This is a genomic window from [Bacillus] caldolyticus (assembly GCF_003595605.1).
In the GTDB taxonomy this organism is placed as follows: domain Bacteria; phylum Bacillota; class Bacilli; order Bacillales; family Anoxybacillaceae; genus Geobacillus; species Geobacillus thermoleovorans.
The window spans coordinates 1,357,965-1,371,944 of sequence record NZ_CP025074.1 but is presented as its reverse complement, the minus strand read 5'-3'; the positions used below and the strand labels follow the sequence as shown (position 1 = coordinate 1,371,944).

At 51.3% G+C, this 13,980-nt stretch carries 15 protein-coding genes and 1 riboswitch; of the genes, 14 read left to right on the top strand and 1 reads right to left on the bottom strand.

Annotation, left to right across the window (positions count from 1 at the left end):
- Positions 1–196 precede the first annotated feature (196 nt).
- The 7 genes from CWI35_RS07190 (at position 197) to CWI35_RS07165 (ending at position 4,950) form a co-directional block, all read left to right on the top strand.
- Entirely contained in the window at positions 197–1,543 is a 1,347-nt protein-coding gene (locus CWI35_RS07190) for a cytochrome ubiquinol oxidase subunit I (RefSeq protein ID WP_011230108.1), read from the top strand.
- Entirely contained in the window at positions 1,540–2,568 is a 1,029-nt protein-coding gene (locus CWI35_RS07185) for a cytochrome d ubiquinol oxidase subunit II (protein ID WP_011230109.1), read from the top strand. The genes CWI35_RS07190 and CWI35_RS07185 overlap by 4 nt, the downstream gene beginning before the upstream one ends.
- Positions 2,568–2,669: a cytochrome bd oxidase small subunit CydS family protein gene (gene cydS, locus CWI35_RS18815; RefSeq protein ID WP_011230110.1), complete on the top strand. Its 102-nt coding sequence runs from the start codon at positions 2,568–2,570 to the stop codon at positions 2,667–2,669. The genes CWI35_RS07185 and cydS overlap by 1 nt, the downstream gene beginning before the upstream one ends.
- An 88-nt stretch (positions 2,670–2,757) precedes the next feature.
- A complete protein-coding gene (locus CWI35_RS07180; protein WP_021322500.1) occupies positions 2,758–3,048 on the top strand; it encodes a hypothetical protein in 291 nt (96 codons plus the stop codon).
- 108 nt (positions 3,049–3,156) lie between these two features.
- Positions 3,157–3,259: riboswitch (guanidine-I (ykkC/yxkD leader) on the top strand.
- A gap of 58 nt (positions 3,260–3,317) precedes the next feature.
- Entirely contained in the window at positions 3,318–3,638 is a 321-nt protein-coding gene (locus CWI35_RS07175) for a DMT family transporter (RefSeq protein WP_119878010.1), read from the top strand.
- Between the two features lie 332 nt (positions 3,639–3,970).
- On the top strand, positions 3,971–4,243 hold the full coding sequence (locus CWI35_RS07170; protein WP_011230113.1) for a YkvA family protein: 273 nt from the start codon (positions 3,971–3,973) through the stop codon (positions 4,241–4,243).
- Positions 4,244–4,257: 14 nt separating this feature from the next.
- Positions 4,258–4,950 carry a TerC family protein gene (locus CWI35_RS07165; RefSeq protein WP_119877629.1) on the top strand — a complete coding sequence of 231 codons (693 nt, stop codon included), beginning with the start codon at positions 4,258–4,260 and terminating at the stop codon, positions 4,948–4,950.
- 39 nt (positions 4,951–4,989) lie between these two features.
- Here the strand turns inward: CWI35_RS07165 and CWI35_RS07160 are convergent, their stop codons facing one another.
- Complete coding sequence (locus tag CWI35_RS07160; RefSeq protein WP_240432176.1) at positions 4,990–5,430, bottom strand: hypothetical protein; 441 nt, start codon at positions 5,428–5,430, stop codon at positions 4,990–4,992.
- Positions 5,431–5,479: 49 nt separating this feature from the next.
- Between CWI35_RS07160 and CWI35_RS07155 the strand changes: the two genes are divergently transcribed.
- The 7 genes from CWI35_RS07155 to CWI35_RS07120 all read left to right on the top strand — a co-directional run bounded on the left by CWI35_RS07155 (position 5,480) and on the right by CWI35_RS07120 (position 13,933).
- The gene (locus CWI35_RS07155) at positions 5,480–6,358 is read left to right on the top strand and encodes an IS982-like element ISGsp1 family transposase (protein WP_011231214.1); all 879 of its coding nucleotides are present in this window, start codon (positions 5,480–5,482) and stop codon (positions 6,356–6,358) included.
- Between the two features lie 403 nt (positions 6,359–6,761).
- Positions 6,762–8,837, top strand: a complete 2,076-nt coding sequence (locus tag CWI35_RS07150; protein ID WP_011230116.1) for a carbon starvation CstA family protein — start codon at positions 6,762–6,764, stop codon at positions 8,835–8,837.
- Positions 8,830–9,033 (top strand): YbdD/YjiX family protein, encoded by a 204-nt coding sequence (locus CWI35_RS07145; protein ID WP_015374005.1) that lies wholly within the window; start codon positions 8,830–8,832, stop codon positions 9,031–9,033. Before CWI35_RS07150 ends, CWI35_RS07145 begins: the two co-directional genes overlap by 8 nt.
- Before the next feature lie 151 nt (positions 9,034–9,184).
- A complete protein-coding gene (locus CWI35_RS07140) occupies positions 9,185–10,111 on the top strand; it encodes a ketopantoate reductase family protein (RefSeq protein WP_011230118.1) in 927 nt (308 codons plus the stop codon).
- Between the two features lie 139 nt (positions 10,112–10,250).
- Positions 10,251–11,918, top strand: coding sequence for a glycoside hydrolase family 13 protein (locus tag CWI35_RS07135; protein ID WP_062898424.1), 1,668 nt, complete (start codon positions 10,251–10,253; stop codon positions 11,916–11,918).
- 55 nt (positions 11,919–11,973) lie between these two features.
- Positions 11,974–12,510: a YfiT family bacillithiol transferase gene (locus CWI35_RS07130; RefSeq protein ID WP_119877628.1), complete on the top strand. Its 537-nt coding sequence runs from the start codon at positions 11,974–11,976 to the stop codon at positions 12,508–12,510.
- A 217-nt stretch (positions 12,511–12,727) separates the two neighbouring features.
- Positions 12,728–13,933 carry an MFS transporter gene (locus tag CWI35_RS07120; protein ID WP_011230121.1) on the top strand — a complete coding sequence of 402 codons (1,206 nt, stop codon included), beginning with the start codon at positions 12,728–12,730 and terminating at the stop codon, positions 13,931–13,933.
- The last annotated feature ends 47 nt before the right edge of the window (positions 13,934–13,980 follow it).

The following is a 13,980-nucleotide window of genomic DNA, read 5'->3' as shown; positions in this document are numbered from 1 at the left end:
CCCCGATTTTATGAAATAATATGAAGTGGATAATTTGTGATGGTTGTCACAAATTCTTCACCACTGTTTGTTCGCCCGGGGGGATGGATATGTGGAAGCGGCATGAAAAAACGCTTGTGTTCGTTAGCTTTGCTGTTGCGGCTGTTGTCTTGCTTTCCTTGATTGGCCGCTTGTTTTCATAAGGGGGGGATGAATCGTGAACGGTTACGATCCGGTGCTGCTTAGCCGTATTTTGACGGGATTGACGCTGACGGTCCACATCATTTATGCCACGATCGGCGTCGGGATTCCACTGATGATCGCCATTGCCCAGTGGGTTGGGATTCGCAAAAATGATATGCATTACATCTTACTCGCTCGCCGCTGGACGCGCGGTTTTGTCATCACCGTAGCGGTCGGCGTGGTGACAGGAACAGCGATCGGCTTGCAGCTGTCGCTTTTATGGCCGAACTTTATGCAGCTGGCTGGCCAAGTGATCAGCTTGCCGCTGTTCATGGAGACGTTCGCCTTCTTTTTTGAAGCCATTTTCCTCGGCATTTATTTGTATACATGGGATCGGTTCGAAAATCAGAAAAAACATTTGCTTTTGCTTATCCCGGTGGCAATTGGGTCTTCAGCATCAGCCATGTTTATTACGATGGTGAACGCGTTTATGAATACGCCGCAAGGGTTTGAATTTAAAAACGGCGAGCTTGTCAACATCGATCCAATCGCGGCTATGTTCAACCCAGCGATGCCGACGAAAGTCGCCCATGTGCTGGCGACTTCGTATATGACGTCAGCATTCGTGCTTGCTTCGATCGCCGCTTGGCATTTATGGAAAGGCAATCGTCACATTTATCATCGCAAGGCACTTCATTTAATGATGAAAACAGCTTTTATTTTTTCGGTAGCCAGTGCATTGATTGGCGACTTATCGGGCAAATTTTTAGCCGAATACCAGCCAGAAAAGCTGGCGGCTGCTGAATGGCATTTTGAAACGAGCTCCCATGCACCGTTGATCCTGTTCGGCGCGCTCCAAGAAGACGGGGAAGTGAAATATGCCTTGGAAATTCCATATGCCCTTAGCATTTTGGCCCATAACCATCCCGCTGCGGTTGTGACCGGACTGAACGAAGTTCCGGAAGATGAACGCCCACCACTGTACATTCATTACTTATTCGATGTGATGGTCACGATCGGGGTGTTTTTAATGGTTGTCGCAGCCGCGTATTGGCTCGGATCGATTTTCCGCTGGAAGTGGACGGCGAAAAAGTGGTTTTTTGGACTGCTGGTGGCGGGAGGGCCGCTGGCGATGGCTGCGATTGAGGCGGGATGGTACTTAGCGGAAGTCGGGCGGCAGCCGTGGATTTTGCGCGGCTATATGAAAACGGCGGAAGGAGCGACATCGTCGGCGCATGTGGATACGATGCTTGTGTTGTTTTGCCTTTTGTATATGGTGTTAGTAATTGCGAGCGCAACAGTGCTCATCCGTATGTTCCGCCGCAACCCGGTTGAACGGGAGCTGGCAGAGCGGGCCAATAACGGGGAGGTGGCGCCATGACGCTCGAAGTCATTGGCATTTCGGTGTTATGGCTGTTTTTGTTCGGGTACATTATCGTTGCCTCGATTGATTTCGGGGCTGGGTTTTTCAGCGCCTATAGCCATTGGGCAAACAAACAGCATATTTTGCACCGCATCATTCAGCGCTATCTTTCCCCTGTATGGGAAGTGACGAACGTCTTTCTTGTCTTTTTCTTTGTCGGCATTGTCGGCTTTTTTCCGAAAACGGCGTATTATTACGGTTCTATTTTGCTTGTCCCGGCGAGCATCTCCATCATTTTGTTAGCTATTCGCGGCTCGTACTATGCGTTTCATACGTATGGGGGGACGGAACGGAACTGGTATTTAATCGCTTATGGATTGACGGGGTTGTTTATTCCGGCCTCCCTGTCCATCGTGTTGACGATTTCCGAAGGCGGGTTTGTGGAGGCAGGCGCCTCAGGCGTTGCGCTGGATTATGGGAAGCTGTTTGCAAGCCCGTTGTCATGGAGCATTGTGCTGCTCAGTGTGACGAGCGTTCTTTACATTTCTGCCGTTTTCTTAACGTACTATGCGGACGAGGCCAAGGATGAACGGGCGCGGGCGCTGTTGCGCCGCTACGCTCTTCTTTGGAGCGGGCCGACGATGTTGTCAGCGCTGCTCATTATTTACCAGCTCCGCTACCATAATCCCGAGCATTACGCCAACCTATGGAATGTGGCGTGGATGCTGGTCATTTCCTTTTTGTTTTTTGTCATTACCGTTTGGCTGCTTTGGCGGCAGCGGCGGTTCGGCTGGGCGTTTATTGCGCTGTTGTTTCAATATGCGTTCGCCTTTTACGCCTATGGCATTTCACATTATCCGTATTTGTTGTACCCGTATTTGACGATTTATGACGGGTTTACGAATGAGACGATGGCTATGGCGTTGATCGTCGCGTTTATTGCCGGCCTTCTGTTATTAATTCCGTCACTTTATTTGCTTATGCGCCTCTTTTTGTTTAACAAGGCGTACGTTAAAGGAAAATGGGAAGGGGGAAAAGGATAATGCAAACATTTTTGATCATGTATGCGCCGATGATCATCGTCGCCCTGTCGATCATCGCCGCGTTTTGGGCTGGTTTGAAAGATGTGCACGTAAATGAGTAGACACAATTTCAGCGTCTTGGTAATGCATAGTTTGCCGCCAATCGCCCACACTAGCGGATGACAACGAATAGAGAAAGGATGGGCGATGATGAAAGAAATATTGGAGCGTGTGAAAGAGCAGCTGGAACAATCGTTTGACGAACCGCGCTCGACGAGTCTTGATGGGGCGATTCATGAGCTTGAACGGTTAAAAGCGAGCGCCGGGGATAAACGGCAAATGATCGAAGATGTCATCCGTGCGGTGACTCACGCGCGCAATGCGCGAATGGAGCTGGCCGAGGCGGGAGATGAATCGGCGACAAACGCTTTCGCTGAGGCCTATCGGGCGCTCGATCAAGCGATTGAATCGTACAGCGATGTTGATAACGATCCGGTATAAAGCAGATGGGAATGTCCCATCTGCTTTCTTGCTATGCCAGCGGCACGATGGTTAAATCAGTAGCCGATTGGCCACAAACATGGTACAATAACAGCGGAAAAAAAGAAGAAAAAGGTTTTCTAGGGTTCCGCGGCTGCTTTGCGGCCGGCCTGCGACCGAGAGAAAACGCGCGGCATCGCCGCGTGCACGGAGGGACAAAAGCCCGGGAGGAGCATCGTTTCGATCGTTCTCGCGGCTTTTTTATTTTCGCTAAAAAGGGAGGACGGGGCATGGCGTGGGTTTATTTAATAGTTGCTGGTTTGTTCGAAGTTGTATGGGCGATCGCGCTGAAATATACGAACGGGTTTGCCCGCTTTTGGCCTTCTGTTGTGACGATTGCGGGGATGGCGACGAGCTTTTACTTTTTATCACTGGCGATAAAAACGTTGCCGATCGGCACCGCCTATGCGGTGTGGACGGGAATCGGAGCGCTCGGCGCGGCCTTGGTCGGCATGTTGTTTTTAAACGAGCCAGTCAACGCGCCGCGTGTGGCGTTTTTGCTTTGCATTCTTGTCGGAGTCATTGGTTTGAAGTTTACGGCGGGGCAATAAATTGGATTCATTTCTTGTCAAGAAAAAGAGTTGACAACAGGTATAAATATTGAATATCATGAAAATATAAAAACGAATATAGTTTCTTTTGTTAAAGGGGAGTAGCTTTAACAGCAAAGTCGTCAGTTCAGGGCGCATGCCCTCGGCTTTGTTGGCAACGGCGACGTTGTTAGCGAGACCTTTACCGATGTTGGTAAAGGTCTATTTTATTTATGGAGGCCTTTACCAAAGATGGTAAGGGCCTTCTTTCATTTCATGAAACAAAAGGGGGGAAGATAATCGTAAAGGAAGATAGGTTCGGTTTCAAAAGAACAAAAAGTGGAGGGGATGGCATGCGTAAATGGTGGAAACGGCTTCGCTTCATCGTCCATGTCCGGCGTTTTCTACCGTTTTTGTTTGAATTTTTCGTTTCTCATGAAGTGCCAATGCGAAAAAAATTGTTTTCCGTCGGTTTGCTGCTTTTGTATATAGCGCTGCCGCTTGACCTCATTCCGGATTGGCTTGCGTTGTTTGGTTTGATCGATGATTTGGCCGTCTTCCTATTTATTTTGCAACAAGTCATTAAGATGGCTCCGGTTTCATTAAAAGAAAAATATAACCTGTAAAGGGGGATTCTTCCATGGATCTGTTGTCAGTAGAGTTTTGGACGGCGTTGCTGTCGATCGTCATTATTGATCTTTTGCTGGCAGGGGATAACGCCATTGTGATTGGATTGGCGGCCCGCAACTTGCCCAAATACCAGCAAAAAAAGGCCGTTGTCTGGGGGACGGTAGGCGCTGTCGTCATCCGGGCGTTGGCGACGATCTTCGTCGTCTGGCTGCTGAAAATCCCAGGGCTTTTGCTTGTCGGCGGCGTGCTGCTTGTCTGGATCGCCTATAAGCTGCTTGTTGAGGGGAAGGGCCACGACAATGTTGAAGCCGGGGGAAATTTATGGGAGGCGATTCGCACGATCATTATTGCCGATGCGTTGATGGGGCTTGACAACGTATTGGCGGTCGCCGGCGCCGCGCACGGAAACTTTCTCCTCGTCGTTCTTGGGTTGCTCATTTCCGTTCCGATCATGGTGTGGGGCAGCACGCTTATTTTAAAATGGATCGAGCGCTTCCCAATCATTATTACGATCGGCGCCGGTGTCCTCGCCTGGACGGCGGCGAAAATGATCGTCGATGAGCCGTTTTTAAAGGCGTATTTTGCCAATCCTGCCGTGAAGTATGGATTTGAGTTGCTTGTTGTTGCCGCTGTCATTGTGGCGGGAACGATGAAAAAACGAAAAAGCGCCAAAGAGCCGCAACCGAAAGCCGCCAATGAATAATTGGCGGCTTTTGTGGCTGGGCAATCACCAAGCGGATGGCTATTTCCATTTCAGCAGCAGAAATTGCAGCAGCCATCCAATGGAGAGCCCGGGGATGACAGATAAGATCGGCAGCCAAATCGGTCCAAAAAACACGCCGCCGATCGTCACGTGCGACGAGTACATCAAGCCGACCGTCACAAAGTAGGCGGAGACGACAAACGGCAAAAACGAGTACGGCGTTTGCCCGCCGCCAGCGTCTTTAAACGCATCCCACATGGCAAAAAAGTATAAACATGGATAAAACATCAGCCATCCGATATCGACAATGCGGGCGGCCTCATCCGTACGTCCCAAAAAGCTGAGGCGGATGGCTTCATTGAAATGGGATTGGGTGTTAATCACAAATTCCAACGCAATAAACAAAATTCCTTTTATATATATAACCCGTGGTGCTAGATAAAACTCAGACAAGCATAAAAATAGCCCTTGCTGGCGGATCTCCAGTAGAATGAAAGTGTCACCCAACATTCGAAAGGAGAGATCCCCCATGCAAGAGCACTTTCATTTTACTACAGATCCAGCCAAACTTCAAAAACAATATGCCGCTATTTTCTGTTTTGTTTCTGCCCAACTGTCGTTGATTCAAATGTATCTTCATCGCCGCAACCGTCACTTGGTCAAGCAAGAAGACGAAGTGGTCATGGCGGTTCACCTTTTGGGGAAGCTGCTGGGCTTTTCTTCCGAACGAGCCTGGCATCGTTTTGTCACGGGAAATTTGTTCACAAACGGCTCGTTTCTTGAACGCTCCCGATACAACCGCCGCTGCCGAGCGCTTGGTTTCGCCATCAAATGGATCCGTCATGAGCTGGCGAAACGTGGCCAACACCATGCTTATGCGGTCGTCGACAGCTTGCCTCTTCCGTTGTGCCATCCCGCAAGAATGCAGCGCGTCAAGCGGTTTCGAGGGATCGCGGATATGGGGTATTGTGCTTCCAAAAAGCAATGGTACTACGGTTTCAAGCTGCATCTTCAAGTGACCAATCAAGGGCTGGCCATGGGCTATGTCGTGACGGAAGCGTCCTGCCACGACGTCAAAGCCGCTGAAACGGTGATGACTCAAATCCCTCATCCCTACAACTTTGGGGACAAAGGGTACATCAGCCACGCTCTTCGAGAAAAGCTGTACGAAGAACACCAAGCCGCGTTCTGGACACCGTCTCGACACAATCAAAAGCACGGCCCATCCAAGGCATGGGAAGAATGGATCAGGAAAAAACGCAAAGTCATCGAGACGGTGTTTTCGATTCTCGTAGACCAATACCGGATCACCGACATTCGAGCGAATTCCATTGCCGGGTTTGAAGTGGCACTCGATGGCATCTTGTTGGCTTATTCCTTGGTCACACTAGGGCTGGTTGAGCGCTGACGCTCAACTAGCACCACGGGTTTTTATATACTTTTTGTTCAACAGTTGCCCGAATCCAGGCAAAGCAATGCTCCATAACAATGCTTCGATCGCTTTCACCTTCTCGAACCCTTTACTGAGATAATATTAGTTGATCGTTGCTTTGTCCGTTGCACCGTCAGATGGAGCTGGAGACAATCGATGGGTGCTTCATGGTCAGTTGCTGGTTAAGCCGATGGGTGCAATTACATTTTTTGCGCCAAAGACTTGTTTTATACTTTTTTGCAATAGGAATGCAGAAAAACTTTCCTATAGAACCAAACGATATGTTAGCTGAAGATAAAAAAATACTTTAAATTTTTCAGAATAATGAATATAATAGTGACGTAAAGGATTTTGACAAATAAATAAAGGGGGAAGCCGTGTGAAGGGGCTAAAATCGATTTTGTTATGGGGCCTGATTTCCGTCCTTGGGGCCGCAGCGTTTGCCATTTTGGCTTTAAGCCGCGGCGAATCGGTCAACGCCATGTGGCTTATCGTCGCCGCCGTCTGCACGTATGCGGTCGCTTATCGGTTTTACAGCCGGTTTATCGCCCGCAAAGTGTTTGGTCTTGATGATAACCGGAAAACGCCAGCGGAAGTGTTCAATGACGGGAAGGACTATGTTCCGACGAACAAATGGGTGCTATTTGGCCATCACTTTGCCGCTATTGCGGGTGCGGGACCGCTTGTCGGACCGATTTTGGCCGCGCAGATGGGCTATCTGCCTGGGACGCTTTGGATTGTGATCGGCGTTGTGCTCGGCGGAGCGGTGCAAGACTTTGTCATTTTGTTCGCTTCGATGCGCCGCAACGGGAAGTCGCTCGGCGAAATGATTAAGGAAGAAATGGGTCCGGTGACGGGCTTTATCGCAGCGCTTGGCATTTTGGGCATTATGATTATTTTATTGGCCGTATTGGCGCTCGTTGTCGTGAAAGCGCTTGTCGGAAGCCCGTGGGGGATGTTTACGATCGCCGCGACGATTCCGATTGCGATTTTGATGGGCATTTACATGCGCTTCATCCGTCCAGGGCGCGTTGCTGAAGCGTCGCTTGGGGGATTTGTGCTGTTGATTTTGTCGATCGTGGTCGGGCAATATGTCGCGGAGCACCCGACACTCTCGGCGATGTTTACGCTAAAAGGGGAAACGATCGCCATCTTAATGATCATTTATGGCTTTGTCGCTTCGGCGTTGCCGGTATGGCTGTTGTTGGCGCCGCGCGACTATTTGAGCACGTTCTTGAAAATCGGCACGATTGTCGGATTGGCGCTCGGCATTTTCGTCGTCATGCCGGACTTGCAAATGCCGGCAGTGACGAAATTTATCGATGGCACCGGGCCGGTGTTTGCAGGCAACTTGTTCCCGTTCTTGTTCATTACGATCGCTTGCGGCGCGGTGTCTGGATTCCACGCGCTCGTTTCATCCGGCACAACGCCGAAGATGATTGAGCTTGAAAGCCATGCGCGGCCGATCGGCTACGGTGCGATGCTGATGGAGTCGTTCGTCGCTGTCATGGCGATGGTGGCGGCTTGCGTCTTGACGCCAGGGGCGTATTTTGCCATCAACAGCCCGGCTGCTGTCATCGGAACCGATGTGGCGCAGGCGGCAAAAGTGGTATCGTCATGGGGCTTCACCGTCACGCCGGATATGCTTGCGCAGTTGGCGAAAGACGTCGGCGAACAAACGGTGTTGTCACGCACGGGCGGGGCGCCGACGTTGGCGATCGGGATGGCGCACATTTTATCGAGCGTCATCGGCGGCAAGGCGCTTATGGCGTTCTGGTATCACTTTGCCATCCTGTTTGAAGCGCTGTTCATCTTGACGACGATTGACGCCGGCACGCGCGTCGGCCGTTTCATGATCCAAGACATTATGGGCACGTTTTACAAACCGCTCGGCAAAACGGATTCGCTTGCCTCGAACTTGATCGCTACGACCCTTTGCGTACTGGCGTGGGGTTACTTCCTGTACCAAGGCGTCGTCGACCCGCTCGGCGGCATCAACACGCTATGGCCGCTGTTTGGCATCGCCAATCAAATGTTGGCTGGCATCGCCTTGTTGTTTGCGACGACGGTTCTATTTAAAATGGGCAAAAAGGCATATGTTTGGGTCACGCTCGTGCCGACAACATGGCTTTTGGTCGTCACGCTGACAGCCGGGTATCAAAAACTGTTCCACGAAAATGTCAAAATTGGTTTCTTGTCGCATGCGAAAATGTTCCAAGACAGCTTGAGCCAAGGCAAAATTTTGGCGCCGGCAACGAATGAGGCGCAAATGCGGCAAATTATTATGAACGATTACATTGATGCGACATTGTGCGCGATTTTCATGCTCGTTGTGATCGCGATGCTGATCTCGGCGTTGAACATTTGGATCAAAGTATTGCAAAACAAACATGTGCCGCTCAAGGAAGCGCCGTACGTGCCGCGCGATGGAGAAGGAGCGAAGCACTATGCCTAAATGGCTGCAAACTGTGTTGGCTTATCGCCGGCAGTTTCTTGACTTGCTTGTCGGTGTGCCGAGCTATGAAAAATATGTCGAGCATATGAAAACCCATCATCCTGGCGAGCCGATTAAGTCGCGGAAAGAGTTTTTCTGCGAGGCGCAAGAGGCACGCTACAATGCTAAAGGCGGCAAAGTGTCGCGTTGCTGCTAGCAAACGGGAAGGAAGGAGGGGCGCGTTCCCTTCTTCCTTTTTTCTTCTTGTTCATCATCGCTGAGAAAATGTTCGATTGGCGGCATGGTTTTTGTGAAAGACGTTGGGAGCGTTGGATCAACCCTCAGTGGAGAAAGGAGCTGTACATATGATGCGCATTCTGTTTGTCGGAGCAGGAGCGGTCGGCGGGTATTTCGGCGGCCGTCTGCTTGAAAAAGGGGTGGACGTAACGTTTCTTGTTCGCGAGCGCAGAAAACAGGAACTGGAGAAATATGGGCTTGTCATCCACAGTGTCCATGGCGATGTGGGATTGGCGCCGAAATTGCTTGTTGCCGGCGAATCGGCCGAGCCATTTGATCTTGTCGTGTTCTCAAGCAAAGCGTACCATTTAGACGGCGCCATCGCCGACGCGAAACCGTATGTTGGAGAGGCGACGATGATTTTGCCGTTGTTAAATGGCATGGCCCATATGGATGCGTTATGGAAGGCGTTCGGCCGCGAGAATGTCTTAGGCGGGCTTTGCTTTATCGAAACGACGTTAAACGAGAGAGGGGAGATCATCCAAACGAGCCCGGCGCATGAGATGCGTTTCGGTGAATGGCCAAACGGGCGGAGCGAGCGAACGGAGGTGCTTGCATCGTTGTTTGCCGGCGCTAACGCCTGCTTTCGCCTAAGCGAACAAATTGCAGCTGATATGTGGAACAAATATTTGTTTATCGCGACGATGTCGGGCGTGACAACGCTGTTCCGCGCCCCGATCGGGCCGATCCGTTCCGGGGAGTACGGGAGCGTCATCATCGATCGGCTGTTTCGGGAAATCAAAACGATCATTCAGGCGCATGGGGCGCCGCTGACCGATGAAATGGCCGAGCGGCAGCGCACCCAGCTCGAGCAGATCGCCCCAACGATGAAATCGTCCATGCAGCGCGATATGGAAAAAGGACAGCTCATTGAAGCCGATCATTTGCAAGGGTATTTGCTAGCATTGGCGAAGCGGCATGGCATCCATGCTCCGATGCTCGAGGTGGTATATCACAATTTAAAAATTTACGAAGCGAGCCGCGCAACCGGTGAGTGACCAGTTGTTCAACCCAGCCGTTTGGCAGGAGCGTGCAGCCCCGCCAAACGGCTGTTTTTTGAGAAAAAGAGAAGTTGTTTACCGCACTAATATAGTGTACAGTTAATAGTGAAAACGTGTGCACAAGGAGGAGGCAGCCTTGAAAAAAACATGGTGGAAAGAAGGCGTTGCGTATCAAATTTATCCTCGCAGCTTTATGGATGCCAACGGCGACGGCATCGGTGATCTTCGCGGCATCATCGAAAAGCTGGATTATTTGGTGGAGCTTGGAGTCGACATCGTTTGGATTTGTCCGATTTACCGGTCGCCGAACGCCGATAACGGATATGACATCAGCGATTATTATGCCATTATGGATGAGTTTGGAACGATGGATGACTTCGATGAATTGCTTGCCCAAGCCCATCGGCGCGGGTTGAAAATCATTTTGGATTTGGTCATCAATCATACGAGTGATGAGCATCCGTGGTTTATCGAATCGCGGTCATCGCGAGACAATCCGAAGCGCGACTGGTACATTTGGCGCGACGGCAAAGATGGGCGCGAACCGAACAACTGGGAAAGCATTTTCGGCGGCTCGGCATGGCAGTATGACGAGCGGACGGGTCAGTATTACTTGCATATTTTTGACGTCAAACAGCCCGACTTGAATTGGGAAAACGACGAAGTGCGGCGGGCGCTTTATGCGATGATCAACTGGTGGCTGGATAAAGGCATCGACGGCTTTCGCATCGACGCGATTTCCCACATTAAGAAAAAGCCGGGTCTTCCCGATTTGCCAAATCCGAAGGGGCTGAAGTACGTGCCGTCATTTGCTGCGCACATGAACCAGCCAGGGATTATGGAGTATTTGCGAGAGTTGAAAGAGCAAACGTTTGCACGATATGACATTATGACGGTCGGCGAGGCGAACGGAGTAACGGTTGATGAGGCCGAACAATGGGTCGGGGAAGAAAACGGCGTGTTTCATATGATTTTTCAGTTTGAGCATTTAGGGCTTTGGAAAAGGAAAGCCGATGGTTCGATCGATGTCCGCCGGCTGAAGCGGACGTTGACGAAATGGCAAAAAGGATTGGAAAACCGTGGGTGGAACGCGCTCTTTTTGGAAAACCACGACTTGCCTCGATCAGTGTCGACATGGGGAAATGACGGCGAGTATTGGGCGGAGAGCGCGAAGGCGCTTGGCGCGCTCTACTTTTTCATGCAAGGGACGCCGTTCATTTACCAAGGGCAAGAGATCGGGATGACGAACGTGCAATTCTCCGACATTCGCGACTACCGCGATGTCGCTGCCTTGCGTCTGTATGAACTCGAACGGGCGAACGGCCGGACACATGAGGAAGTGATGAAGATCATTTGGCAAACCGGGCGCGACAACTCGCGCACCCCGATGCAATGGTCTGGTGCCCCAAACGCTGGATTCACGACAGGTACGCCATGGATCAAGGTGAACGAAAACTATCGTACGATCAATGTCGAGGCCGAGCGGCGCGACCCGAACTCGGTATGGTCGTTTTATCGACAAATGATTCAGCTTCGGAAAGCGAACGAGCTGTTTGTTTATGGAACGTACGATCTGCTTTTGGAAAACAACCCATCCATTTACGCGTACACAAGAACGCTTGGCCGCGATCGGGCGCTTATCATTGTCAACGTATCCGATCGTCCTTCACTTTACCGCTATGACGGCTTCCGCCTTCAGTCAAGCGATTTGGCGCTTTCGAACTACCCGGTCCGTCCGCATAAAAATGCGACGCGTTTTAAGCTGAAGCCGTACGAGGCGCGCGTATACATCTGGAAAGAATAAGAAGGAATTTGCCTTTCCGTGTGGAATAAATGCATACGGAAGGGAGATGATCAACATGGCAAAGGTCGATCCGATTCGCTACCCGATCGGAACGTTTCAAGCGCCGCAGCAGTTTGAGGCTGGGGAGGTGCAAGAGTGGATTGCTGCCATCCGCGGGCTGCCGAGCGACTTAAGAACCGCTGTTTCCGGCTTGAACGATGAGCAGCTGAACACGCCGTACCGCGAAGGCGGCTGGACGGTTGCCCAAGTCGTCCATCATTTGGCTGATGCAAGCATGAATGCGTTTTTGCGCACGAAATGGGGAGTGACGGAAGACGGCCCAACGGTGAAGCCGTTTGCGGAAAGCGAATGGGCGAAAACGGCCGATGCTTGCTTGTTGCCCATTGAACCGTCGCTTTTATTGCTTGACGGGCTGCATGCGCGATGGGCGGCGTTGCTTGAATCGATGACGGAGGCAGATTTTCACCGAACCGTTCGGCCGGAAGGGGCAGCGGGGGAGATGCCGCTGTATGTATTGACCGCGTTGTATGCATGGCATGGGAAGCATCATACCGCGCAAGTTGCGTCGTTGCGCAAACGAAAAGGATGGTAAAGGCTGCCGATTCTTCGGCGGCTTTTTTCTTCATGCATCATAGAAGGATGATGTTGCGCAAACAACACCCGGGAACCGCCGGCTGGGCGGGGCTTTTTTGTCGTCATCCTGCCGGGAGAATGGCGAAATAGCATTTTGCTTAAACGGCGGCATAGGATTATGTTATACTAACAAATATTAAGGGACACGAAATACATAGTTCGCAAGGGGGATCGGTATGGGAGCGGAGCAGCAGCCGCTTATTGCAGAACAAAAAGAAAAAATATGGACGAAAGATTTTGTTTTGATTTGTTTGGCCAATTTTTTTGTGTTTCTTGGGTTTCAAATGACGCTGCCGACCCTTCCGCTGTTTGTCGAGCATTTGGGCGGCAACGATCAGCTGATTGGCGTTGTCGTCGGTGTGTTTACGTTTTCGGCGCTCATCGTCCGTCCGTTCGCCGGCCATGCGCTTGAGACGAAAGGGCGCCGGTTTGTGTTTTTATTGGGGCTTCTCATTTTTGTCATTTCTGTCGGTTCCTACAGCTTGATCTCAAGCATTTTCCTTCTCTTTTTGATGCGGGTCGTCCAAGGAATCGGCTGGGGGTTTTCGACAACCGCTTCCGGAACGGTGGCGACGGACATCATTCCAGCGAGTCGCCGCGGGGAAGGAATGGGCTATTACGGGCTGTCCGGGAATATCGCCTTGGCGTTTGGTCCGTCGCTTGGACTTGTGCTTGCCGCTATGATTCCGTTTAGCCATCTGTTTGCCATTTGTGCGGCGCTTGGAGTCGCTTCGGTGCTGTTTGCCGCCGCAATCACGTATAAAAAAGCGGAAGCCGTGCATGGCAAAGGGGCGAACAGATGGGATTTGTATGAAAAAAGCGCTTTGACCCCGTCGTTGCTGTTGTTTTTCTTGACGGTGACGTTCGGCGGCATCGCCTCATTCTTGCCTCTATATACGGCGCAAAAACAGATCGGCGGCCTGCAGCTGTACTTTTTGCTTTACGCGCTTGCCTTGATGGTGACGCGAACGTTCGCTGGCCAGTTGTATGACCGAAAAGGGCATCGAGCCGTCTTTCTCCCTGGTGCGGGGCTTATTTTGCTGGCGATGCTTCTTCTCGCTTGGCTGCCGGGAGAATGGGCGTTGCTTTTGGCGGCGGTGCTGTACGGTTTCGGCTTTGGCATGGTGCAACCGGGGCTGCAGGCGTGGTCCGTCGAGCGGGCGCCTGCCCACCGCAAGGGAATGGCGAACGCGACATTTTTCTCGTTTTTTGATTTAGGGGTCGGCGTCGGGGCGATAGTGTTTGGCCAAATCAGCCATTGGTTCGGCTATCCGAGCATTTATTTAGCTGCTAGCGGTTCGGTGTTCCTTTCGATGCTTGTCTATCTGTCGGTCTTGCATAAAGAACAATCGCTTCGCCCCAGGGAACGAAAAAACGCTTAGGGATAACCCCTAGGCGTTTTTTCTGCCCAGCGGCGCATCGAAACGGC